We start from the raw sequence: 24,352 nt of genomic DNA on the forward strand, positions 1-24,352 counted from the left end.
ATGCAGCCTTCTCAGTTAGATGGAACGATACTGCTTTAACCCGGCATGGATATCTTTTGTTTGTGTATAAATCCTTTGATACAAATGAAATAGATCAGCATATACTTCCGCATGCTGCTGCTCTGGCTCATAAACAGCGGCTTGATGGATCAATTGATTAGCACATACTTCAAGTGACGGATACCATCCGCAGCCAACCGCAGCAAGCATGGCTGCACCTAAAGCAGGCCCTTGTTCATTGTCTAACTGGATGACTTCAGCCTGAAAAATGTCTGCTTGCATTTGAAGCCAAGTCCGGCTTCTCGCACCGCCGCCAATGGACACAATAGAATCTATGTTTTTTCCTGCCTGCCGGAATAATGCGATAGATTCATTTAGCGAAAAGGTAATTCCCTCTAACACAGCTCTGACAACATGTGCCCTTTCATGCCTGCTGTCTAATCCAATCAAGCTGCCGCGAATGATCGAATCCGCATGAGGTGTTCTTTCCCCGACTAAATAGGGAGTAAAGAGCAATCCTTTCGCTCCTGGCGCTACATGAGCCGCACCTTCTAAAAGTGATTGAAACGATTCCTCAGGAGCCAGTAAGTGTTTTGCCCAGTTAAGACTATATCCTGCTGAGAGGGTGACACCCATTGTGTAAAAAGCGTCTTTTTTTGCATGATGAAACAAATGTAAATTCCCTTGAAGCTCCCTTTTATGATCCTCTTCGTAGGAGAGAATCACCCCAGATGTGCCGATGCTGCATAACGTGCGGTCAGAGGACAAGATGCCAGCACCAATTGCTCCGCAAGCATTATCTGCCCCGCCGGCAAAAACCTTCGCGCCTTCTTTCATCCCAACATCACGTGCAATGTGCGGCAAAAGTGTACCAACCTCCGCCTCTGATGTGACAAGCGGCGGGCAAATATGAGGAGAAATATCAAATGCCTGACAAATCTCCTCACTCCACGTCTGTTCACCGATATTTAACAGCAAAGTGCCCGCCGCATCAGAATAATCCATATGGACAGCGCCTGTTAAACGAAATCTGACATAATCTTTTGGGAGTAAAAACATGTCGATTTGCTGATCAATATGTGGTTCATGTTCCTTTACCCATAATAATTTTGGCAGTGTGAATCCTTCTAACGCCTGGTTTTTTGTGATCTTTTGCAGCCGGTCTCCCAGCTTTTTTGTGATGTGAGCACATTGTGCTGTCGTTCGTGTATCATTCCATAAAATTGCAGGGCGGAGCACTTCGCGAGATTCATTTAATAGAACTAATCCATGCATCTGGCCGGAAAAGCTGATGCCTTCAACTTGTCTTGAATGAACAGGCTGCTTTGCCATCAGTTCTTTCATCACAGCCATTGTCTGGTTTACCCAATCCTCGGGGTGCTGCTCACAATATCCAGGCTTCTCTTGAATGAGGCGGTACGGCTTAGAGGCTTCGCAGCACACCTTCCCGCTCTCATCCACTAATATCGCCTTGACCCCGCTCGTTCCAAGATCAATTCCCATCACATATTTCATGTTTTCACTCCTTCAAAACAGGTCAGCCCCTTCAATTAATCTTCTAACAAGTATTGATTTAAACGGGCTTTCAGCTGTTCCTCTCTTCCCGATTCGTTTCTGATTAAAGGATGTTTCAGCGCATATTCTTCTAATGTATGAAAGTTTGCCTTCCCTTCTGAAATGTCACGTCCAATTCCTTCAGAAAAGCTGCGATACCGGTGCTTTATCACATCCTCAAACACACGGTCTTCTATGAGTCTATGAGCGACCCGCAGTCCTTTTGCGAATGCATCCATCCCAGCAATATGAGCATATAAAATATCTTCAAGTTCAAAGGAAGCTCTTCTCACTTTTGCATCAAAATTAAGACCGCCAGACCCTAGACCGCCATTTTGCAGAATTTCATACATGGCAAGAGTTGTGGCATACAGATCGGTTGGAAATTCATCTGTGTCCCATCCAAGAAGTGAATTACCTTGGTTTGCATCAACAGAACCGAGCAGCCCATGAATTCTTGCGACACGTAATTCATGCTCAAACGTATGGCCGGCCAGTGTCGCATGATTGGCCTCAATATTTAATTTAAAATGGGAATCTAATCCGTATTGTTTTAAAAAGGCGATGGATGTCGCTGCATCTGTGTCGTATTGATGAGTGGTTGGTTCCTTTGGCTTTGGTTCGATTAAAAATTGGCCAGTGTACCCAATTTCTTTTGCATAATCAACAGCCATATGCAAGAAAGACGCCATGTGATCAAGCTCTCTTTTCATATCTGTATTGAGCAGCGTATCGTACCCTTCTCGTCCACCCCAGAAAACATAATTTTCTGCACCAAGTTCTTTGGCGGTTTCAATGCCTTTTTTAACCTGTGCGGCCGCGTAGGCAAAGACATCTGCATGACAAGATGTCGCAGCACCGTGTACAAATCTAGGATGCTTGAACATATTGGCTGTGTTCCACAGCAGCTTTACTCCGCTTTGCTTCATGTATTCTTTCATTCTTTCTAAAATGATGTCTAATTGTTGATTCGTCTCTTGAAGCGTCTCTCCCTCTGGCGCAATGTCACGGTCATGGAATGAAAAATACGGAACATCCAATAGGTCAAAAAGCTGAAAAGCGACTTCCAATCTAGCTTTTGCTAAATCCATTCCCCTATAGGAGTCCCACGCTCTTTGCATCGTGCCAGTTCCAAACATGTCTGTTCCATCAGCCGTCAATGTATGCCAATAAGCGACTGAAAAACGCAGGTGGTCTTTCATTGTTTTTCCGCCAATCACTTCGCTTGGATTATAGTATTGAAAAGCGAGTGGATTTTTTGATTGTTTTCCTTCATATTGAATTTTGCCGATTCCTTCTAGACTGTATAATGTTTTCATATTTGATTTGGACATTCTTCATTCCTCCTGAGTACACTTTGTAAGTTTATACAACAAACTAATGATCAATCTATGAAAAAATCACTTTGAATTTTCCATATTTTTTAGTTTTTTAAAAATATTTTCGTTATAATAAAGTTAAAATCATCTTTCTTATCGAATACATGCGGAAAAAAGCAGCTCTTCTCAACTTAATCTAAAGACAAAACAAATGGAGTGGATAACGTGGATATCGCTGATCAGAACTTTGTCAAAAAAATAAATCAAAAACTTTTATTAAAAGAAATTCTCCAGCATGCGCCCATTTCGAGAGCAAAATTATCTGAACGCACTGGATTAAATAAATCGACTGTTTCTTCTCAAGTAAGTACGTTAATGAAAGAACATCTTGTCTATGAAATCGGTCAAGGTGAGTCTAGCGGCGGGAGAAGACCGGTTTTACTGATGTTTAATAAACGTGCTGGCTGTTCCATCGGAATCGATGTCGGCGTTGATTACGTCAATGGCATATTAACTGACCTTGAAGGGTCTATTCTTTACGAAGAGCAGATCAAGCTCCCACCCAGCTCTCCTGAGGTGACGATACGTAAATTAATTGAATTAATACAGCAGCTCATCACACAAATGCCCTCTTCCCCATACGGGCTCATTGGCATTGGCCTATGCATACATGGTTTAGTGGATGCAGGTGAACAAATCGTGTTTACGCCTCATTCAAAATGGAAAAATGTTGATCTGAAAACCACGCTCCAAGAGACATTCCAAGTACCGATCTTCATTGAAAATGAAGCAAATGCCGGTGCATATGGTGAAAAAATCTTTGGTGCCGCTAAACATTATGATCATTTGATCTATGCAAGCATCGGCACTGGCATCGGGATTGGAATCATCATCAATCATCATTTATACAGAGGAGCGTATGGCTTTTCTGGTGAAATGGGACATATGACAATCGATTTTAACGGACCGACATGCAGCTGCGGGAACCGTGGGTGCTGGGAATTGTATGCTTCTGAGAAGGCCTTGTTTCAGTCTCTTCAAACAGATGATCAGCACATCTCCCATCAAGACCTGGAACAGCTGGCCAAGTTAAATGATATGAAAACGCTCAATGCCCTGCGCAACTTTGGCTTTTACCTTGGTGTCGGTCTCACAAACGTCCTGCATACCTTTAACCCGCAAGCCATTATTTTAAGAAACAAAGTGATCGAATCACATCAGGCGGTTCTACATGTGATTGAGGAGGAGGTATCCTCGCGAATGGATACGCAATTCAGCTCACATGTAGAGCTGCTCCCTTCATCATTAGGACACAATGCACCAGTATTGGGGATGACATCTCTTGTCATAGAAGCTTTTCTGCAAGATGCCACCCTCACAACCTGAATCTATATATTTTTCAAAAAGAGGCAGCTCGTAGCGAGTTGTCTTTTTTATTCGTCTGTTTCCTCATAGCGAAAATAGTGAAAATCAGCAGGAAGACGCTCGCCGCTCGTATCTTGGCACTGCATACCGACAAATGCCCCTGTAAAAAAACCTCCACCTCGAATGAAATCATCGGATAAATGGATGGATTCAAACGGTACATCAATTTCCTTCCACTCTTTCTGATCAAATGAATAAGAATATTTATATGTCTCTTTCCGAACGGTCACTTTTAAATAGACATAAGTGACCTCGTCAGGAATGATGATTTTATGTGTCAATGGCTGAGAAAAGGCAAGGTTTTGACAAACAGATAGTTCAAGCGTGCGGCCAAGTTCCTCATCATATGTCACCTGGAGTGCTGTCCAGTTTTCCGTATTATAATAATTCACAAGACCTGCGGCTTGCTGAAAGTTTTCTGGGAAGAACGAAACAGCTGTCTCTGCTTCAAAATAAAAGCTTTGCCAGCGTCTTGCAACAAATGCTTGGGTAAACTTAGACGTTAAAGATTCACGGCCGAATAACCTTAAATGCTGAGGTTTCTCCGTTAACGAACCAATCTGATCGGTAAACGGAATTCTTAATGTTTGAAAGTGTCTATTTAGAGTTGATTCTTTAAATTCATCGACTGTATGATAGGTTGGTGCAAAAACCTTTTCTTCGATCTTTGGCGCTTCAACCTCTAGCGTCCCCTCTTTTCCGCCTACAACATAAGGCCAGCCATCCTTCCATTCAAGCTTTTGGATCGCTGTTTCTCTTCCTAAAGGGCACCACCCTCTCTGTTGAAAAATCGATTCCTTGCTTGATTGAATCGGGCGGCCAGTGAGATGAGCGAGATACCATTCATTTGTATGCGTTTGAACGATTGAAGCATGCCCGCATTTTTGAAGCGGATGTTCAGGCACATGGAAGGCACTTAAAATCGGGTTATCAGGATGAACCTCATAAGGCCCTTCAATATGCGAGGACCGGGCGATCGTTGCTGCATGCTCATACCGGGTACCTCCTTCTGCCGTTAATAAATAGTAGTAGTCACCGATATGATACAGATGCGGCGCTTCTGTCAATTTAATCGGTGTGCCTTTAAAAATGACCTTCCTTTGTCCGATGAGCTTCTTTTCAGCCACACTATATTCCTGCAAGGCAATACCTGCAAAGGAATGATGCTTTTCCCTATGATCCCACAGCATATTTAAGACGTATTTCTTCCCGCTGTGATCATGGAATAAAGATGGATCAAAGCCAGAGCTGTTGAGCAGGATCGGTTCACTCCAATCGCCGTCCACCTCGCTTGCCGTGACCAAATAATTATGACCGTCTTTAAATGGGCCATCCACTACTTTGATATCTGAATAAATAAGCCAAAACTGCCCATCAGCATAGCTTAAGCACGGCGCCCATACCCCGCCAGAGTCAGGATTCCCCTTCATATCCAGCTGCGACGTTTTTTGCAATGGACGCGCAGCAAGACGCCAATGGACGAGATCCTTTGAATGATAAATTTGCACCCCTGGAAACCATTCAAATGTAGAAACGGCCATATAATAATCTTCTCCTACACGGCAAATACTTGGATCAGGATTAAACCCTTTGAGCACTGGATTGGTAATCTTCATTGAACTTCCTCCTCTTTCAGAGACCTACATTTTAAAATCGTCCATATGATCGATATACACTTTGTCTCTATTCTCAAGCTCCCGTACGACTTTTTTATGTTTTTCTTCGTCTAGGTTATAAAAATTAATATCCACCATCGCTAAAATCAGTAAGCATACAGGAATCACCGTTGTCGTGATTAAAATGCCAAGTAAAGCTTCTGGTGATTGCATTTGGTTCGCAACATAGCCAAAGCGATCGAGTACAAGCCCTGGCACAATCCCGCCTAATGCCATCCCAAATTTAAAGAAGAATCCGATGATGGCATAGATGAGCCCGCCCATCCTTTTCCCTGTTTTATATTCGCCATATTCAACAGTTTCAGGAATGAGCGCCCACATGTAAGCACCGGCTGTAATACTTCCTGCAGCTGCAACGAGCCTAAAAATCAGTATTAAAGTGATTTGACTCGGCGGTATCACAAGTAATGCAAGAAGACCTACGATATTCAGCAATAATGAATAATTCAGCAGCTTTTTCTTTCCTAACAGCTTGTGCAGTTTCGGAATAAACGGCAGCACCATTAAAGCGGGCAGACTGCCAATGAGTCCGTACCATTTCACTAAATCTTCTCTGCCGAGGTTATACGTCACATAATAGATCCCAACAGAGTTACTGATCGAGTTCACGCCAAAAATAATAATAAAGAAAATGCTTAATACAACAAGCGGACGATTGACACGTAACTGCACAAAGATATCACTGAACTTAATTTTTTCCTCCGGCTTTTGAAGCGTGACACGTTCATTCGTGCTTTTAAAACAGAAAATAAGTAATGCACCGCCAAGAACGCCGAGAAAAGCCATCGTCATCTGCCAGCCGAGAGCTGTATTTCCTGTTTTATCGCTCAAAAAAGTCGCAAGAAAAGGAACAAAAAAAGCAACAACTAGACCTCCGAGATTAGCAAAAAGCATACGAACAGACGTAATACTGACAACCTCTTGGTTATTTCTTGTCATTGCGGATGTTAAAGCACCATAAGGAACATTGATGAATGTGTATGTAAGCGATAAACCAACATACGTGATGTAGGCATAAACGAGTTTACCCATTTCAGAAAGATCAGGTGTTGTAAAGCAAAGGATAGCAAGTACCACAAAAGGAAACGCACCGAATAACAAGTAAGGTCTAAACCTGCCAAAACGGCTGTTCGTTCGATCCACCAATGCACCAATAAACGGATCTGCAAGCGCATCAATGGCGCGAACAACTAAAAACATCGTTCCTGCTGCCGCCGCTGATAAACCATACACATCTGTATAAAAAAATAATAGATACGTAGAGACAGTTGCATAAATTAAGTTACATGCGAAATCTCCTGAAGCATATCCCACTTTTTCAGACATACGAATCTTTTTTAAATTCTCACTTACCATGAGCTTTCTCCCTTCTTCTCTTAGCCTCTTCTAATGAACAGATGATGGAGGGCAGCAGCAGTCAATACAAAGAATATAAAGCGCTTTCAATTTGTTGTAAAAATGAAGCTGAACATCTGATCCTTTCAGCTTAGCCCACATACACAGCAAATGATTTGAATGACGGAATCATCCCCTTTAATGACCGGATCATCACTTGGAATTCATCTTAGTTTATCGACTAAACAAACTAAGATGAATTCATTTTATAAAATCTGATCTGACTTTTCAATATTTTTTGAAAAAATAATCCAAATAATTGATTTCTTGTCATTTTTCTGCTGAAATGACGTGAAAAACTGAAGTAAAGCATTTAATGGTTGCAATTCCGATCACCTCATGCTATATTTATCAAGCGATGAGCTGAATTGTGTAAGTCGGGTAACATGTCTCCTTGAGACACACACGAATGTGGCGTGTGGTTATTCCGCCTCAATACGCAAAAGACATCTTCTCAGGAAGATGTCTTTTTTATTACCCTATTTTTGTCCCATTTTCAACAGGCTCATCTGTGGCTAGTAAAACCACGTCTTCTTTTGACGGCATGCCCCCTAAGACAAGCACTTCTGATTTGAATCCTGCAATTCTTCTTGGCGGAAAATTGACGACTGCTACGATTTGTCTGCCAATAAGACTCTCAGCCGTATAACGTTTTGTCAGCTGAGCACTGGATTGCTTTAGACCAACCTCTTCACCAAAATCAATCTTGAGTTTTAATGCAGGTACTCTTGCCTCTGCAAAGAATTCTGCTTCAATGATCGTCCCAACACGAATATCTAACGCCAAAAACTGTTCAATATCTGCCATCTGATTCTCTCCTCTTCATTCAAGGGTAGGTTCATTTACTAGAGTTATCTATTGTTTTTTTCATTGTAGCACATTCATTTCGTAAAAAAAGTGAGTCAAAAAGCCGATTCATCGCAAAAACTACCCTTTAGTTTACATAATAAATTTATCGTCATGTATTAAATATTTGCATCCTGAAAATGAATTCAGTAAAATGGCAAATAATCCTACTGCTTCCTCCCAAATATATTGGGGAGGGGTTAACACTTGTTTACATTATCAGATATGTGGACATTTTGCTGGTCGTTTTTCGTCATTCTTCCTATCGTTGCCATCTTGCATCAGCTTGGCCATATTATGGTCGCATGGATGTTTGGTGCAAAGGTTTCTTTTGCTCTTGGCAGAGGCAAAAAAGTATTGAAAATAGGTGTTGTTGAAATTAGACGAATCTATTTTCTAGATGCATTTTGCCATTATGAAGAAATGAGGAAAAATAACCGATTCTCGCATATTCTTGTCTACCTAGGCGGATCATTATGCAACCTGCTCAGTGTTCTCATACTGAATACAATGATCGCCAATGATATCCTGCCAGAACATCAATTTTTCTATCAATTTGCTTACTTCTCTGTCTACTATGTATTTTTTGCACTGCTGCCAGTCCAGTATGCAGATCATCATCCGAGTGATGGGCAAGCGATTGTGAACATCATTCGGCATGGTGAACCATGTGACATCATTGATTAACAGGATGGCTTCCCGCTGTCAATTTGATAATGAATCGTTAAAAAGGGAATACCGAATAGCTTCATTTGATGAACCGCTGTGAGACTTTTATCTGTCTCCGGCTTCATATGAAAGCTTTCTTCCATTGGCAGTTTCATGGTGATAAAAGGTGTATGCAAATACAATCCTTCGTCACCGGTACTGCCTTTTGGACATGCACTTTTTAAGAGAAAGTCCTCATTTTCATTAAAAGGTTTTAAAATGGCGGTCATCTGAGAATATGGAAGCGGCAGCGCAATATTCATATAGCCCGCAGCTGCATCGTGATGATGAGCATAAAGTGCAAAAAAGACCTGCTCCCCCTTTTCGTTATAACGAATCCACGCCCTGACATTCTTTCGCCCTTCTTTAGGATGTTGGAATGTAGTCAGACGCCCCTTCATTTCATACGGGATACGAGATGTCCCCAAATAGAGCTGACCTATTTTCTTAAAAACTGGCTGAAGTAAAAAAACAAACGGCCTCACCCACCAATGAAAACAGACTGCTGCTTTTAACGTAAACGCCATCGGATTCTCATAAAACCTTCGAATCACAGGTGACACCCTATCAACTGAAAATGTCGTTCCATTTAAATCATCAAGTGAATCGACTAAACCGAGGTTCTCTCGATCACCCATTCTTTCCTTTTGAAAAGAGATCAAATGAAAACGGCCATGCACTTTTGATATCGGAAAGTCCTTCTGCTTCAATTGATCCTTTGGCCCTTCGATCAGCCATCCAATCAAACCTGGTAAAATAACAAAAAAGGCATTAATACTGCCATGAAACCAAATCATCTGATCAATGCTGATGTAGGTCACGCGCATGAGCATGCCAGCGGAATAAAGAAGAGATAGCACGATCGTTCCCATTAAGACGCAGCTAGAAAACACAATCAGTACTTTTGCCACAGTCGATCGAAACCTTGTTTTCATACAAAGAATACCGTACAAGTAGAGTGCAATGACATATAGCGTGACGCTGAACGTATCAAATAGACGAGTGAAGCTAATCCCAACAGCAATCATCACAGGCGACAGCAAAATCACCCAGCCTGCCGCTTTGTATAAAGCTGTCTCTTTTTCTCGATGTCTCCCTAATAATCCATAGAAAAGCGGGATCAAAAAAGCCGAGTAATGAAAATGAATAGCGGTCAAAAGCACGATGATTGGTGAAAAGGTCATCACCTGTATATCTGCCGTGTACAGCCAAAACCAAAGCCCTCCTAAAGCGAGATACATCCATGCACCATCGATGATCAATTCATGAAGCGGAAAGATTCCCCTTTTCAGCAAACGAGTACAGCCATATAACGCCAAAAGAATCGTATACAAAAACCATCCCGATGCAAACAAAGCAGAATGATAGATGAATGCAGCCGTTGCACAAAGAGCAGCTAATGGAAAGGCTTTCATTAAAAAGCCGAGCAGTATCCCCGGCTTACTCTCCCTCTCTTCCTTCACAAAAAAGGCTAAAATTGCAGGAAGGAAAAACAGAATGGCTATCAGTACAAATAACTCTGCTACCGGACCTGTCATCAAACGGGTGGCGATAAAACAGCACATGAAGACGAGGCTTGATATCAAATGCCATTTATTCATCATGAGACATTACCCTTTCAGTAAACCGGCCTTTATATGTAAAAAGGGTCCCAAACAATCGGTTTTTCACATGCACATCAATGGTATACACACCCGCGTGCTCCTCGTAGCCTTCTGTGACATCTGATACACCGTAAAGCCATGAAGGCAGCGGCCACTCACGTCCTAACATCAACAGCTTCTGCCGGCCGGATTGAATGTGAAGGAACCCATGCTTTGTTACTTTAAAATGAAGCTCTGACATAAGAAGTCTAGGCTTTCCAAAATAGTCTAGTACTTTATGACTCTTCTGATCAATGATCATATCTGCATCAAAGTGCCGTTCCTTCTTTGGGAAATAAAACGTACGAAACCAGTGCATGCCTTCCTCTCCCTTATTTGTCATAAAGGGTTTATTCACAATCCGGAAAGGAATGTTTTTTCCTCTCTCAGGGAAAAAACAGCGAAACAGTGGACCAATTTTGAAGAAAAATCGAATGAGCCTCGTTCCGCCGCCTATTTCCTCCATGGTGCCTTCAGCGGTAAATGCACGATTGTATCTTTCTTTTAATTTTGGGTGCAGCTTATCGTAATCCTTTACTTGATGACGATGAACGACCATGTCTACCTCCCCTTTTTCGTTTGATCGAAAATACGTCTATACAATCTTTTAAATTAATCATTCCTGCAATGGATAGGATCAAAAATGCACTCATCACAAGCGGCTCATGGAGTGTCGTTTGGGGGGATAGAATCCCGATACAAAGCATCAGCAGCAGAAACACACTTTGAAGAATGAACAAATATTTCTTTGATAGCTTAGGTATCAGCCATGATACGCCTATAAGGGTATAAAACAACCGAAACCCGGTGCTATGATCAAAAGCAGAATGTGAAAAAGGGATAACCGCTTGGCACAGCCAGACGATGGCAAACAGCAAACAAATTCCATAATGGGCAAGTGTTCTCTCCAGTAACAACCGAGGGTGCGTACCCTTTTCAAGCCACGTCTTTAGTGCGCCAAAACTAAAGGCCGTCATAAACCCCATCATCGGGCGAAAAAGAAATCGATCTGCCCACGCCCATCCTTTTCCTTCTTTCGGTTCATAATCAAATTGCGTTTGAAACACAATATGATCGTTCGTTTTCACATATTTCCAATAACCGCCGCCTTCTTTGATAAAAGACAATGGGTGTGACGATTTGAATTTAAGCGAGGATGCCCGTTCATTCCGTTCATCCATCATTCTAGTTCGATATGCTCCTGTCCCTGTGACACTTACCCCAAAACCAAGATGCTTTTCATACAAAAAGGTTTGGGGCTGTTCATCTTGAGGTCCATTTAATGAAATGGTTGAAAAGCGCAAATCCCACTGTTCATGAAGCTTTGGATTTTGCGTATATTCCCATACTTTCTCTAAAGGTGCATGAATGGTTGTTTCCACATAAACAGGCTTTCTTTTCATCTGCCTCTACTCCTCTATGTGAATTATTTCACATAATAAGCATACCATGTTTCACAAAACTGTCAAATCTTTATTCGATTTTCTCGCTAAAAAATTGTGCCAGACGGACACTCCTTTATGATATCGATTTGCTATAAAAAAAGACCTGTCAAATAGACAGATCTTCTTTTTGCAATACACCTGTGATATAGAGCCGAACCGCATAGCTCACACTTTCTTCAAGCTGTTCTTTTCGTTGAAATCCCTTTTTATTAGAAATATCACCGAAGCCATGCAGTAAGCTTCTCAGTCCTCTGACGACATGCGTCATTTCTTCTTCTTTTACACCAAAGCGTGACATAATGGATTGAACAAACTGAACAAGGCGCTCTGCTGCAAGTCGTACTTCTTTTTCGTTCATATGTGAAAAGGCAGCTTCATAAAGACCGGGATGTTTTCGGACAAATTGCACATATTGTCTGGCAAAGGCTAAAACAGCTTCTTCTTTTTCTAGCCCCTCTGTGACTTGCATCCCTTCCTCACAAAGCATGGAGAGCCCCTTTACTGCGAGTGTTGCCTGAATCTCATGAAGGCCGGATACGTGATTGTAAAGAGAAGGCGGCCTAATATTCAGCCTTTTAGACAATGTAGCAATGGTCAAAGCGGAGAAGCCCTCTTCATCAACAAATGCAGCCGCTGTATCCATAATTTTTTCTTGTGTAATTCCCATTCTTGGAGACACGGTTTACTGCCCTCCTTTTTTTAGCTGGTGCTGTCTTTTTTTAACGGCAGCTTGAAGCTTTTCATGAGGCTCTATGATAAGGTCACCATGTCCTGCAGCAAGACAGGATATGCGCAGCACTAGTAATTTTTCAGCGCTTTTTAATGCGGTTTCTGCATCCCATGTGGCAAATGCCGGGAACGGGAAGCTCCACCGAAACTCACCCGTAACCGATAAGCCGCCTTTTGTCACAAGTGCATCCCCTGCAATGACAACTCCTGACCTTTCATCGTATAAAGAAATGCTGCCGGGTGTATGCCCTGGTGTTGCAATCACTTTGAGCGGCCCAATCTCATCTCCTTCTTCGACAAGTACATCTGGTTTTGTATGAATATTTTTCATAAAACTGCCTTTAATTTTTTGCTGAGGTTCATCAGGAAGCAAGGAAAAGTCACCTTCAAAAAGGCGTGCATCACGTTTTGATAAATAGACAACTGCCTCTGGAAAAGCCTTCTTCACCTCATCTAATGCGCCGATATGATCCATATGGCTATGAGTGAGAATAATCTTATGAATTGGTTTGTTCTTTTTACGGGCAAATTCGATGATCGAGTTTGCCGCCATTTTTAAAGCAGCATCAATTAAGATGAGTCCTTCCTCTTCCTCAAAGACATAGCAATTTACCGGAAATAATCGCGGCATCAATGTAAGCTGGTGCAGACGGTCAAAAGTTGTTAATCTCATGATTGCCCTCCTAAAACTAATATCGTTAGTTTTATATTAACTAATGGTATTAGTTTTAGCAATCATTTTTTCATCAACCGCAATATAAATATCAATTTGTGCTTCTTTTGGATCAATAGATCTTTCATCATACCATTCAAAATCACCTGTATAAGTGCGATATTGACGCTGATCCCACGTCCAAATCTTGTGCCATGTTTCAAGCACGACCTCTTCAATCGGTCCTTTTCTCGTTTGAAATCTTGCGTAGGTGGACGCAGGAATCTCTTTTACATGTTCGATCTGCTGATCCGCAAATTGCCCAGCTGTAAATAAATAAGAACCATGTTCATCTTTTTCATAATCTGAATACAGCCCTATGACTGGAGCTTGTCCCCCATGTAGCTGCTGCGCAAAAAAATCCTGCCAGAGCGGCGCAATCTTCCGCTCTTTTGTTTTCTCTATTTCATTTGTTGTTCGAACAGACAACCCTTTGATCCATTGTTTCTCTAATGTGACGATATCGTACATACATTCTCATCTCCTTTTCTCCCATCATATAAAAAGAAACCTGACAACAGTGTGTCAAGTTTCTAATCGCTTCATAAATTGTTTTAATTGGAGATCAAATGCTTCCTTGATGTGCTGAGGTGAAACAATGTCGACGTCCGGTCCTAAATGGAATAGGAAACTGTGCAGCCAATCATCTTGCGGCACAGTCAATGCTGCCAGATAGGTTCCGTCTGAACATATGATCAATTCGTTCTCATCCACCCATTCCTTCACTTTGCCAACTGATGCTTCCGTTAACCTGAGCGTGAGGGTTGTGACTGAAGGTTCTTCATGCCAAGAGTCATTCCAAGGCTTCTCTTCATTTTTGATTCTTTTCGGCCTGAAATATGCTGAAATGGTGATGAGGTCTGTCATTCTGGTCAGCTTGAATAGACGAAAATCATGTTTCACACAACAAAACGCATACAAGTACCAATGCCTTCCTTTTAAGACAAGCGTATAAGGCTCCACTTTACGTGGAAGTGTTTCACCTTTTGCGTTGCGATAAGTGAATTGAATGAATTGATGCGCGGAAGCAGCGGTATGGATCAGCTGAAGCTTCTTTTCTGCCTGGCTGTCTTTCCCCCATGAGCTTAAATCAATAAAGACATGGTGCTGTTTCTCGCTTTCATCACTTTGTGGAGGAATGAGAGATTTGATTTTTTTCAGTACATGTTCACTTTCTTTAAAGGAGTATGCACTCGTCATGCTTTCAAGGGCAGTTAAAATAAGCTCAATGTCATCATCGGTAAATAATTTTTTCTCTAAACGATAGTCGTCAACAAGCGAAATGCCTCCGCCTGCTCCTTGTGTTGTCACAATAGGAATCCCGGCTTGATTGATGGTCTCAATATCGCGATAAATCGTCCTTACGCTCACTTCGTGAAGTTCAGCAAGGTCTTTCGCTTGTATTTGCTTTTTGCTAATGAGCAGCATCACAATAGACAAAATACGATCGATTTTCATGCTTTTCCTCTTTTTCATAAATGTAGGTTTTGATTTGATAAAAAATGAAAGAATGGTAAAGATAAGGAACAGCCAGCATTCGTTTACATCCCTGCACATGCAGGAGGAGGTTGCATCATGACACATCACGTGTGGCAGTTATTCATAATTGGGGGCATTATGCTAATCTGCATCATCTTTCGAATGAATCGAATGAGACGCTATCAGCTTGTGCGCCCGATCAGTCTTTTGATGAGAATGTATGTATTTGGACTCACTGCCCTTATTCTCTTATTAGAAGGCTGGCAAAATCACAGCATTTTCATCTATGCCGCTATTGGTATGCTCTTTGGAAGCAGTCTGGCCGTTCATGCCTATGAGACGATCCGCATGAAAGAAGAAAATGGCCGTCTTTATGTGAAAACGAGTAAATGGATTGAAAGCTTCATTTTATGTTTATTTTTATCTCGACTTAGTTTTAAGCTGGGTGAGCTGACGAACCATTCGCTCACAAAGATTGGTGTCGTTGAACTGTATCAGCATATTGTGAGTGATGATGCCATGACCATGCTCAGCTTTTTTCTGTTAGCTGCTTACTATGTCGTTTTTTCTTATCAAATGATGAAAGCAGGTAAACGATCAACACGTATGCATCATGCGTAAAAACCTTCCTACTCATATAGGAAGGTTTTTATTAGTCATGCTGTGCATGATGAATCATTTGTTCAAGTACTTCCATCACATGCTGATCTTCAGGACTGTAAAAGATCGATGTCCCTGCTCGTCTAGATTTCACGAGACGAAGGTTTTTTAAAAAGCGCAGCTGATGAGAAACTGTTGATTGCATGAGATTCAGCGTTTCTGCGATATCATTTACCGAGTATTCACCTTGAGACAAGAGGTGCAGAATACGAATACGTGTCGGATCAGATAAGGCTTTAAACGTTTGGGAGACAAGAAATAAACTTTCTTCATCCAGCTCCATCCGTTCCTGTTCTTGATTTGTATTCAGTTCTTCCTTCATTTCGCTTCACCTTTCTTGTTAGTCAAATCACGACTTATTCTATGTATCATCATATACTAAAACGTCCGGCGTGCAAAGCGGGCACACTTTAAACAAAAGATTTATTCAAATAGCATTGACACTTGGTAGCATTCTTTTTAAAATGAGCATTATTTATTCATTTTTAGAGGAGCTGATAGGCAAATTGACTGAAGAGCCAAGACTAAAACGCAGCCTGACTGTCTTTCCACTTGTTGTGATCGGGCTTGCTTATATGGATCCACTTGTCGTATTTGATTCATACGGCATTGTTGCTCAGCTGACGAAAGGACACGTCGCTGCAGCTTATATATTTACGTTGCTGGCATTACTATTGACAGCGCTTAGCTATGGGAATATGGTGAAGGCTTTTCCAAAAGCAGGATCTGCTTATACATATGCGCAAAAAAGTATTCATCCTCATGTCGGCTTCCTTGTGGGCTGGACACTCTTACTGGATTATTTATTTCTGCCTATGGTGAATTTTGCGATCGGAAGTGCTTATTTAACCGCAGCCTTTCCTGATGTACCTCATTACATTTGGATCATCATACTTGCTATCGCCATAACGACTGTCAATGTCATCGGTATACGGCTTACAGCCAACATTACGGCGCTGTTTGTGACATTTCAGGTCATTGTCGCCGTCACCTTTGTTGGATTTGTTATTTATGGGCTCACGCAAAACGCTGGCAGTGGAGAGTTATTGTCAGCCCGGCCTTTTTATTCAGCGAGCTTAGATCCAGCGCTTATTTTTTCAGGAGCGACCATTTTATGTTTCTCCTTTCTAGGATTTGATGCCATTTCCACTATGTCTGAGGAAACCATTAAACCAAAAAAGACGATTCCGCTTGCCATTTTCTTAACAGTTGCGATTGGAGGCGTACTGTTTACTTTGACGTCTTATTTTTTGCAGCAGGTGTTTCCAAATTTTCAGCAGTTCAAACATCCTGATGCAGCCTCACTTGAAATTGCAGAATTCGTGGGCGGCGCATTTCTCCACTCGTTCTTTTTAGCTGGCACAATGGTCGCTGTCATTTCTTCCTCCTTATCGTCACATGCGAGTGCAGCAAGGCTTTTATATGCAATGGGAAGAGATCAATCGTTACCAAAGCGTTTCTTCGGGTATATTCATCCGAGATTAAAAACCCCTGTTTTTAATATTTTGTTAATCGGAGCTTTCTCATTAACCGCAGTCGTTGGCGAACTTGAAGTCATTTATTCCTTTATCAGCTTCGGCGCCTTAATTGGATTTACCTTTGTGAATTTGTCTGTTTTTGCGTACTTTTTCGTCAAACAAAAACAAAGAGGTGTACTGAATACATTGAGATATGCCGTGATCCCTCTATGCGGGACGGCGTTTTGCATTTGGCTGTTAACGAGCATCAGTACAAATGCATTAATCATTGGCTTGATTTGGCTAATTATCGGTTTTGTTTATTTCTGCTTCAGGCTGAAAACAAGATCTGAATTTACGTTTGGATATGATTGATTATAAGGTTTTCACTTGGTATCCTGCACAGGATATGGCATAATGAAAAGGCTGTACTTCCCTTTTAAAAGCGGGGCAAAACAGGGGTGAACTGACCTTGAAAAAGAAAAAAACAGGATGTTTTGCCATTTCAGGCTGTTTCACGATTTTTCTCTTTGTTTTCGTATTAGCAGCCATTGCCATCTCCTTTAATCAAAAGGAGTTAAAAAAGCTGCCGATTGATACGGAATCAATTGTTTTGTCGAGATTGGATGATTACAAACCGCTTGTAGAAACAGAGTTAAGAGATCAAGATTTAGATCAGTATACCGGGTTAATCCTCGGTATGATGTATCAAGAATCAAAAGGCAGGGGCGGAGATCCAATGCAGGCCTCTGAATCTCTTGGTTTGAAACGAAATGAAATCAATGACCCTGAGAAAAGCATTAAACAAGGAGTCCATCATTTTTCGACTATGTACAAGCATGGGAAGAAAAAAGGCGTTGATTTGGAAACCATTATTCAAAGCTATAACATGGGAATCGGCTATATTGATTTTGTTGCAAAAAACGGGGGAAAACATTCCGAGAAACTGGCAAAGCAATACTCCAAAAAGCAAGTGAAACGAAACCCCGAGGTCTATACGTGCGGCGGCAATAAAGATAACTTCCGCTATCCGTATTGCTACGGTGACTTCACTTACGCTGAAAAAGTAAAAGAAAAAACGAAAACAGTTGAAGAAAAGATGAAATTGGCTTCTTCATCCACACCATCATCGTAAAAAAAGCACTTCCGTCAAGGAAGTGCTTTTCATTTTATCGCTGTTCTTTCCCAATTTCCGGGAGGATCGTTTTTGCTAAATGCTGGTCCATTTCCTCATATTCATCATAATGAATCGTTTCATACAGCTCTTTTCTCGTTTGCATATCCCCAAGTATCCCCTGCTGCGTTCCCTTTTCCATGATTTCTGTAAATAAACGCTCATACGCTTTTGCAGCAACTCTAAGTGATGACACAGGGTAAATGACCATTTGAAAGCCAAATATAGAAAATTCATCTGCATGATAATAAGGCGTCTTGCCAAACTCCGTCATGTTTGCAAGGAGCGGACCTTTAATATGGTTTGACGCATGCGTGAAGTCCTCTGCTGTAATGAGTGCCTCAGGAAAAATAGCATCAGCTCCTGCTTCTACGTAAAGATTGGCCCGGCGGATGACATCCTCCATTCCATTTACGGACTTTGCATCGGTTCTCGCAATCACCAAAAGCGTTGGTGCCGCTTGTTTGATGGCTTTGATTTTTGCGACCATTTCTTCTACTGGAACGAGTGATTTCCCGTTTAAATGCCCGCATTTTTTCGGCATTTGCTGATCTTCAATTTGAACAGCTGCCACTTTGCTCTCAACCATTTCTTTTGCCGCTCTTGCTGCATTTAAAACACCGCCATAACCTGTGTCCATATCGACCAAAAGCGGCAGCTGGGAAGCTCGAATAATCTCCTTCGCTTTTTCAGCCATTTCTGTTGAATGGATCATGCCGAGGTCTGGCAGTCCTTTGCTGGCACAAAAAGCGGCACCTGATAAATAGAGCCCTTGAAAGCCCATTTTTTTCGCATAGAGCGCAGACATTCCATCGTGAACGCCTGTAATTTGAAATAAAGCTGATTTGTTCATTTGTTCTTTAAAGGCTGCGGCTAAATCAGCCTGACTTCTTTCTTCATTCACGATCCACACGCTAGCTCCCCCTTATATGACGAATAAGTCCATAAATGCTGGTACTGTTGTTGTTTTTAATTGATTTGGATTTTGGCAGAGTGACACAATTTGATCCACTTGCTTTTGTGGAAACCTTGTCTTTAAATGATAGACCCATTTCTTTTCAAGCAGCGGAATGCCTTCCTCTCTTCTTCTGCGGTGACCGAGCGGGTATTCAATTTCAATTCGGTCTGTCATCGTCCCGTCTTTAAAGAAAATTTGTACACAGTTTGCAATCGATCTCTTTTTCGGATCTAAATAATCCTCTGTGTAACGTTTATCCTCTTTCACAATCATTCGGTCACGAAGACGATCAATGGCTGGATTTTGCGCCGTTTCTTCTTCATAATGGTCAGCTGTTAGTTCACCATAGATCAGTCCAATAGCTGTAATATACTGCAAGCAATGATCACGGTCTGCCGGATTATAAAGCGGACCTTTCTTATCAATAATCCGAATCGCTGACTCATGTGTCGTAATCTCTACCCGGTCAATTTCATCTAAACGATCTTTTACAGCGTCATGCAGCATCACAGCCGCCTCTGCAGCTGTCTGTGCATGAAACTCAGCAGGATAAGCAATTTTGAAAAGAACATTTTCTATGACGTATGATCCAAGGGGCTGGGCGAGCGTAAGTGGTTTTCCTTTCATAAGAACATCTTCAAAGCCCCACTTCTCTGCACTGAGAGGCGTTTGATAACCCATTTCCCCTTTACGTGTCATCATTGCCAGCCTCACTCCGCGGCTTGTTGCATCCCCTGCTGCCCATGATTTCCTCGATCCTGTGTTTGGGGCGTGGCGATACGTCCTAAGCGGGGAATTATCAACAAACGCTTGTGATAACACATGCTGGACCTCTTCCTTTGTTCCGCCAAGCATTGCACACACAACTGCACTTGTTGCCACTTTGACAAATAACACATGGTCCAATCCATTTCGATTTAGACAATTTTCTAAAGCAAGGACACCTTGAATTTCATGTGCCTTGACGATTGCATGCAGTACGTCATTCATCGTTAGCGGCTCTTCTCCGTTTGCAAGGCGTGTTCTGCTGATATAATCACTTACAGCTAATATTCCGCCTAAGTTATCTGACGGATGCCCCCACTCCTGTGCAAGCCACGTGTCATTATAATCTAACCAGCGGATCATACAGCCAATATCAAAAGCCGCTTGAACAGGATCTAGCACAAATGAAGTGCCTGGAACTCTTGCTCCGTTAGGCACAACAGTTCCAGGTACGATAGGTCCAAGGTGCTTCGTACATTCTGGGAAATTAAGAGCCAGCATTCCGCACCCGAGCGTGTCTATGAGCACATACCGCGCGGTTTCAATGGCCTCTTTGCTTGTAATTTCTCCGTCTACTGCATAGGCAGCGATTTCTTCTAATAGCTGATCTGTTTGATTGGCGACTGCTGTTTTGTTCATGTTCATTCCCCCGTTTTTCCATCATCATTTGAAACCTTTAATCCTCTTGGCCCTAAATACCGGACTCTCGGTCTAAAAATGCGATTATGCAAATGCTGTTCAATAACATGTGCGGCTAATCCGCTAGCTCTTGCAGCAAAGAAAATGGGTGTATAAAGTGAAATAGGAATTCCGAGCACGTAATAAATCGGTGCAGCATAATAATCAAGATTTGGATAAAGGTTTTTCTGCTCTTTCATGTATGCCTCTCCTGCTACACACATGTCATATAGCGTTGTATCTCCCTTTGATTCAGTAAGCGTTTTCAATGAACGTTTTAAAAGAGCGGCTCGCGGGTCCATTTTTCTCATGTATACTCTGTGGCCAAAGCCCATCATTTTTTCTTTTGCAGCTAATTTTCGTTCAATGAGCGCAAGAAATCCTTCTGTTGTTTTTCCTTCAAGAAGCATGTGCATGACAGCTTCATTTGCTCCTCCGTGGAGGTCACCTTTTAATGAAGAGATCGCTCCAGTAAATGCACCGTACATGTCAGAATGCGTGGATGCAATCACTCTAGCCGCAAACGTTGAATTCGGCAGCTCATGTTCGCTATATAATGTGAGTGTTTGGTCAAAAGCGGTAATTTCGTCTTGTGTCGGGGTGCGTCCAGTTAGCATGGATAAAAAGTTTTCAGTGTAGGATTTGGTCTGATCTGGAGAAATAGCGGCGTCTTTTGTGAGAATATAATAGCTTCCAGCAACAATGGCCGGCAGCTGTCCTAGTAATCGAACTGCACGCCTTTCTTGGCACGCTTCAGATCGATCATGTAATGCGTCATCATACCCTGCAAGAGCAGATAAACACGTTCTCATCGCATCCATAGGGTGAGTGGTTTTTGGAAGATTCGTTAATATGGTTTGAATGGTTGGATGTAAGTTCGTTTGTGAGGATATATCTTGCTGAAATTGGTGATATTCCATCTTATCTGGTAATCTTCCATAAATAAGCAGATAGGCTGTTTCTAAATATGTCTTGTTTTGTGCCAGCTCAATGAGGTCGTACCCGCGAATCACAATTTCCTCTTGCTCCACATCTAAGTATGATATGGACGTTTCGCTTGCCACAATGTCTTCAAGCCCCGGTTTATACTGCAATTGTTCAGTCATCATATAACCCCCGTTTCGTCCAATTGTTGATCTCCAAACGAGCAAACGGCCAGAAATGATGTGAATCTATAGATGGGAAGATACCGTGCTAGTCGGATATCCAATTTCCATTCTATCCAAAGCACTTCATCTTGTAAATAAAAGAACGTATGTCCAGTTGGACATACGTTAGCTGTAATATGGAGAAATCATGATATAGACAATGACGCCAGTGAGACTAACATAGAGCCAAAGCGGCATCGTCCAGCGGGCAATTTTACGGTGACGCTCGACCTGCATCTGTGCGCCTCTAAATAGTGTAATCAGTGCAAGCGGTACAATAATAGCTGAGAGCACAATATGTGTAATCAAAATAAAGAAGTAAATCGGACGGATGATCCCTTCTCCTCCGAAGTGTGTATCAGCTGCCATTGAATGATATGTCACATAGGAAATTAAAAAGACAAGTGTTGTTGAAAATGCAGCAAAAATAAATCGTCTATGTGCTTTAATGTTCTTTTGTTTAATCATAATGAGTGCTGAAAGTAAGAAGATAAACGTAAAGCTGTTCATCACGGCATTCAGTAACGGCAGAAATGTAATATCCAGATGACTAAATTTATCTGTTTTTGGCATTAAAAATAATAAAGCGATTAATCCGTTTATGGCAATTGTTAAAATGACAACAATGCCGGTGAAATTTTTCGGTTTTTGATTCTGTTCGTTCATGTTTGAAAACCTCTCTTTATTAGTTCCGACTAAGAGTATGTTATTTAACTTTCTCTATAAAGTCAATGAATTCGCTGTCTTCGTCGAATTTTAGACAAACTTGCCGATTACTGGCGTTCTAACGGGTTGAAAGATTCATCCACTTCCTTTAAAATTGGGATTTATGTGATTTTTATCATTTCTTATATGAAAGGAGTAATGGACTTGTCAATCTTACAGGAAACACCCAAAGATGTGAAGGCGTTAGAGCAAGAATTACAGCAATTGCAGTTCCAAATGTATCGAATGCAAGAAAATATGAAAGATATTTCGAAAAAGGCAAAGATCATTGGCATTGATCAGGCGAAAGAAGATGAATGGATGATTGTTTCTGCTATTGAAAATGCTGATACATGTAAAATCATGCTGACCGATTGTGAAAAAGCTTTTCGCGGACAATCTGATTTTTCCTTAATTGCTGAATATCCTGAAGAAGGAAAGATTCATATTGCCGATATTAAAGGACCTCCCGATAATGGATACGGTTCAATCTGTATGAAGCATTTAAAAGAAATCGCAAGAGAGCAGAACATCCCCGTCATCACAGGTGACCTCGTCAAAAGAGATTGGAATCACGTGGACCGATTGATTCACTTTTATGAAAAGCACCAATTTGATGTCCAAATCAATTGGAAAGAACAAAGCGGAGAAATTTATTGGGTTGACAGCTAACGACAAAAAAACAGCGTGTATGATGGAATATACGCTGTTTTTTGTCGAAAATGCAAATTTTTCTGAAAAATGTGTGTTTTTTTGACCAAAAAAAGGGTACAATAAAAGCATCAGGCCGCCACCTGATGCTTTCTTTCCAAAAAACAATAAGTTACTAGTTAAGTACTTTCACTTTGACTGATTTTACGCCCCAATTTTTTGCTTGGGATTTGCTTGGTACATGAACATCAATTTTGTTACCTTTAATTGCGCCGCCAGTATCTGCTGCGATGGCTTCACCGTAGCCTTCAACATAAACCTTACTTCCTAATGGAATGACATTAGGATCTACTGCAATCACTTTCGCATTTGGGTTTTTGTTTAAGTTTACCCCTGTTGCAGTGATACCTGAGATGCCACCATCATTTGCTGTATAAGCCGTAGCCGTTACAGTCATTTCTTTTTGTACACTTTGACTAGCAGAAGATGATTCTGCTTTAGCTGTTTCCTGTTTAGGAGCAGCTTTTTTCGGTGCTTCCTGTTTTGGAGCAGCTTTTTGTGTTGTTTGCTCTTTTTGGACAGGCTCCTGTTTTTGTACAGGCTCTGAGCTTACCGGAGCTGAGCTTTGACCAGCAACACTTAGTGTTGAACCAATCATAATTATATCTGAGTTTAAGTTATTCCAAGACTTAATATCGCTAATTGACACATTGAATTTTTGAGCGATTTTCCAGAGGCTGTCCCCCTTCTGGACTTTATACTGCTCCTGAGTTTTCTCTTTTGAAGAGATTGTCAATTTATCACCTACATAAATCATGTCTGTAGATAAATTGTTCCAACCCTTTAGGTCCTTTAGAGACACATCATTTTTTTGAGAGATTCCCCAAAGTGTATCACCTTTCTTCACAGTGATTTCCTTTGCAGAAGCTTGCTGTGCTCCAAATGCTGTTGTAGAGATTGCTGCAACAGCAACCAAGGACATAATAGTCTTCTTCATAAAGTAAATCCTCCCTTGTTAGCTTTTTATGGCGGCTAACGAGTGCTATCGTAACATATGTAAATGTCAATTCAATAACAAAACGATATGTTTTAGATTACAGTTCCTTTACATGAAACATCTCTCTCCATTGGTAAATCAGACCACAAAACAGCTCGATTACCCGCCATATCAAGGTTTTGAAAGGATCAGAAACCTCCTGTTGAAAACGTGTCCAAACGCAGCGAA

At 41.5% G+C, this 24,352-nt stretch carries 24 protein-coding genes; 6 read left to right on the forward strand and 18 right to left on the reverse strand.

All coding sequences use genetic code 11. The features are described from left to right. Window positions 1–15 precede the first annotated feature (15 nt). Together xylB and xylA are read right to left on the reverse strand one after the other, a co-directional pair. Window positions 16–1,515, reverse strand: coding sequence for a xylulokinase (xylB, locus tag NSQ76_RS10100; RefSeq protein WP_034621368.1), 1,500 nt, complete (start codon window positions 1,513–1,515; stop codon window positions 16–18). A 35-nt stretch (window positions 1,516–1,550) separates the two neighbouring features. Then, window positions 1,551–2,888 carry a xylose isomerase gene (gene xylA / locus NSQ76_RS10105; RefSeq protein WP_034621367.1) on the reverse strand — a complete coding sequence of 446 codons (1,338 nt, stop codon included), beginning with the start codon at window positions 2,886–2,888 and terminating at the stop codon, window positions 1,551–1,553. Between the two features lie 210 nt (window positions 2,889–3,098). Here xylA and xylR point away from each other — a divergent pair, with 210 nt between their 5' ends. Continuing rightward, window positions 3,099–4,259, forward strand: coding sequence for a transcriptional repressor XylR (gene xylR, locus NSQ76_RS10110; RefSeq protein ID WP_025093136.1), 1,161 nt, complete (start codon window positions 3,099–3,101; stop codon window positions 4,257–4,259). A gap of 47 nt (window positions 4,260–4,306) precedes the next feature. Here xylR and NSQ76_RS10115 read toward each other — a convergent pair whose 3' ends face one another. From NSQ76_RS10115 to csaA, 3 genes are all read right to left on the reverse strand, one after another. Continuing rightward, window positions 4,307–5,914 carry a glycoside hydrolase family 43 protein gene (locus NSQ76_RS10115; protein WP_034621365.1) on the reverse strand — a complete coding sequence of 536 codons (1,608 nt, stop codon included), beginning with the start codon at window positions 5,912–5,914 and terminating at the stop codon, window positions 4,307–4,309. 24 nt (window positions 5,915–5,938) lie between these two features. Next, the gene (locus tag NSQ76_RS10120; RefSeq protein WP_034621364.1) at window positions 5,939–7,330 is read right to left on the reverse strand and encodes an MFS transporter; all 1,392 of its coding nucleotides are present in this window, start codon (window positions 7,328–7,330) and stop codon (window positions 5,939–5,941) included. Between the two features lie 513 nt (window positions 7,331–7,843). After that, the gene (gene csaA, locus NSQ76_RS10125) at window positions 7,844–8,176 is read right to left on the reverse strand and encodes a chaperone CsaA (RefSeq protein WP_034621362.1); all 333 of its coding nucleotides are present in this window, start codon (window positions 8,174–8,176) and stop codon (window positions 7,844–7,846) included. Window positions 8,177–8,422: 246 nt separating this feature from the next. Between csaA and NSQ76_RS10130 the strand changes: the two genes are divergently transcribed. Continuing rightward, window positions 8,423–8,902 (forward strand): hypothetical protein, encoded by a 480-nt coding sequence (locus tag NSQ76_RS10130; RefSeq protein WP_024422662.1) that lies wholly within the window; start codon window positions 8,423–8,425, stop codon window positions 8,900–8,902. On the opposite strand, the gene NSQ76_RS10135 is transcribed toward NSQ76_RS10130, so the two are convergent. From NSQ76_RS10135 to NSQ76_RS10165, 7 genes are all read right to left on the reverse strand, one after another. Then, the gene (locus tag NSQ76_RS10135) at window positions 8,899–10,524 is read right to left on the reverse strand and encodes a YndJ family protein (protein WP_341055773.1); all 1,626 of its coding nucleotides are present in this window, start codon (window positions 10,522–10,524) and stop codon (window positions 8,899–8,901) included. The genes NSQ76_RS10130 and NSQ76_RS10135 overlap by 4 nt on opposite strands. Then, window positions 10,517–11,125, reverse strand: a complete 609-nt coding sequence (locus NSQ76_RS10140; protein ID WP_198456990.1) for a DUF4166 domain-containing protein — start codon at window positions 11,123–11,125, stop codon at window positions 10,517–10,519. The genes NSQ76_RS10135 and NSQ76_RS10140 overlap by 8 nt, the downstream gene beginning before the upstream one ends. Beyond that, window positions 11,088–11,969 carry a hypothetical protein gene (locus NSQ76_RS10145; RefSeq protein ID WP_163115446.1) on the reverse strand — a complete coding sequence of 294 codons (882 nt, stop codon included), beginning with the start codon at window positions 11,967–11,969 and terminating at the stop codon, window positions 11,088–11,090. The genes NSQ76_RS10140 and NSQ76_RS10145 overlap by 38 nt, the downstream gene beginning before the upstream one ends. A gap of 148 nt (window positions 11,970–12,117) precedes the next feature. Next, window positions 12,118–12,690: a TetR/AcrR family transcriptional regulator gene (locus NSQ76_RS10150; RefSeq protein ID WP_341053644.1), complete on the reverse strand. Its 573-nt coding sequence runs from the start codon at window positions 12,688–12,690 to the stop codon at window positions 12,118–12,120. Between the two features lie 3 nt (window positions 12,691–12,693). Then, entirely contained in the window at window positions 12,694–13,413 is a 720-nt protein-coding gene (locus NSQ76_RS10155) for an MBL fold metallo-hydrolase (protein ID WP_341053647.1), read from the reverse strand. Window positions 13,414–13,449: 36 nt separating this feature from the next. After that, window positions 13,450–13,923, reverse strand: a complete 474-nt coding sequence (locus NSQ76_RS10160) for a GyrI-like domain-containing protein (protein WP_024428350.1) — start codon at window positions 13,921–13,923, stop codon at window positions 13,450–13,452. A gap of 54 nt (window positions 13,924–13,977) precedes the next feature. After that, on the reverse strand, window positions 13,978–14,910 hold the full coding sequence (locus NSQ76_RS10165; RefSeq protein ID WP_024428349.1) for a helix-turn-helix transcriptional regulator: 933 nt from the start codon (window positions 14,908–14,910) through the stop codon (window positions 13,978–13,980). A gap of 117 nt (window positions 14,911–15,027) precedes the next feature. Between NSQ76_RS10165 and NSQ76_RS10170 the strand changes: the two genes are divergently transcribed. Beyond that, window positions 15,028–15,552, forward strand: coding sequence for a hypothetical protein (locus tag NSQ76_RS10170; protein ID WP_024428348.1), 525 nt, complete (start codon window positions 15,028–15,030; stop codon window positions 15,550–15,552). A 31-nt stretch (window positions 15,553–15,583) separates the two neighbouring features. Here NSQ76_RS10170 and czrA read toward each other — a convergent pair whose 3' ends face one another. Continuing rightward, complete coding sequence (gene czrA / locus NSQ76_RS10175) at window positions 15,584–15,913, reverse strand: Zn(II)-responsive metalloregulatory transcriptional repressor CzrA (RefSeq protein ID WP_024422670.1); 330 nt, start codon at window positions 15,911–15,913, stop codon at window positions 15,584–15,586. A 184-nt stretch (window positions 15,914–16,097) separates the two neighbouring features. Here czrA and NSQ76_RS10180 point away from each other — a divergent pair, with 184 nt between their 5' ends. Then, window positions 16,098–17,423 (forward strand): APC family permease, encoded by a 1,326-nt coding sequence (locus tag NSQ76_RS10180; RefSeq protein ID WP_025093128.1) that lies wholly within the window; start codon window positions 16,098–16,100, stop codon window positions 17,421–17,423. A gap of 97 nt (window positions 17,424–17,520) precedes the next feature. Beyond that, a complete protein-coding gene (locus tag NSQ76_RS10185; RefSeq protein WP_024422672.1) occupies window positions 17,521–18,183 on the forward strand; it encodes a lysozyme family protein in 663 nt (220 codons plus the stop codon). Window positions 18,184–18,217: 34 nt separating this feature from the next. Here NSQ76_RS10185 and prpB read toward each other — a convergent pair whose 3' ends face one another. The 4 genes from prpB to NSQ76_RS10205 form a co-directional block, all read right to left on the reverse strand. Further along, entirely contained in the window at window positions 18,218–19,135 is a 918-nt protein-coding gene (gene prpB / locus NSQ76_RS10190) for a methylisocitrate lyase (protein WP_034621354.1), read from the reverse strand. Between the two features lie 12 nt (window positions 19,136–19,147). Then, window positions 19,148–20,584 carry a bifunctional 2-methylcitrate dehydratase/aconitate hydratase gene (locus NSQ76_RS10195; protein ID WP_034621351.1) on the reverse strand — a complete coding sequence of 479 codons (1,437 nt, stop codon included), beginning with the start codon at window positions 20,582–20,584 and terminating at the stop codon, window positions 19,148–19,150. Between the two features lie 2 nt (window positions 20,585–20,586). Beyond that, a complete protein-coding gene (mmgD, locus tag NSQ76_RS10200; protein ID WP_034621348.1) occupies window positions 20,587–21,729 on the reverse strand; it encodes a citrate synthase in 1,143 nt (380 codons plus the stop codon). Between the two features lie 168 nt (window positions 21,730–21,897). Further along, window positions 21,898–22,437, reverse strand: a complete 540-nt coding sequence (locus NSQ76_RS10205; RefSeq protein ID WP_024422676.1) for a DUF420 domain-containing protein — start codon at window positions 22,435–22,437, stop codon at window positions 21,898–21,900. A gap of 198 nt (window positions 22,438–22,635) precedes the next feature. Between NSQ76_RS10205 and NSQ76_RS10210 the strand changes: the two genes are divergently transcribed. After that, the gene (locus NSQ76_RS10210; protein WP_029708157.1) at window positions 22,636–23,148 is read left to right on the forward strand and encodes a GNAT family N-acetyltransferase; all 513 of its coding nucleotides are present in this window, start codon (window positions 22,636–22,638) and stop codon (window positions 23,146–23,148) included. A 154-nt stretch (window positions 23,149–23,302) separates the two neighbouring features. Here the strand turns inward: NSQ76_RS10210 and NSQ76_RS10215 are convergent, their stop codons facing one another. Continuing rightward, the gene (locus NSQ76_RS10215; RefSeq protein WP_024422678.1) at window positions 23,303–24,124 is read right to left on the reverse strand and encodes a LysM peptidoglycan-binding and 3D domain-containing protein; all 822 of its coding nucleotides are present in this window, start codon (window positions 24,122–24,124) and stop codon (window positions 23,303–23,305) included. Window positions 24,125–24,352: the final 228 nt, after the last annotated feature.

Source organism: Bacillus sp. FSL M8-0256, assembly GCF_038005765.1.
In the GTDB taxonomy this organism is placed as follows: Bacteria; Bacillota; Bacilli; order Bacillales; family Bacillaceae; genus Bacillus; species Bacillus safensis.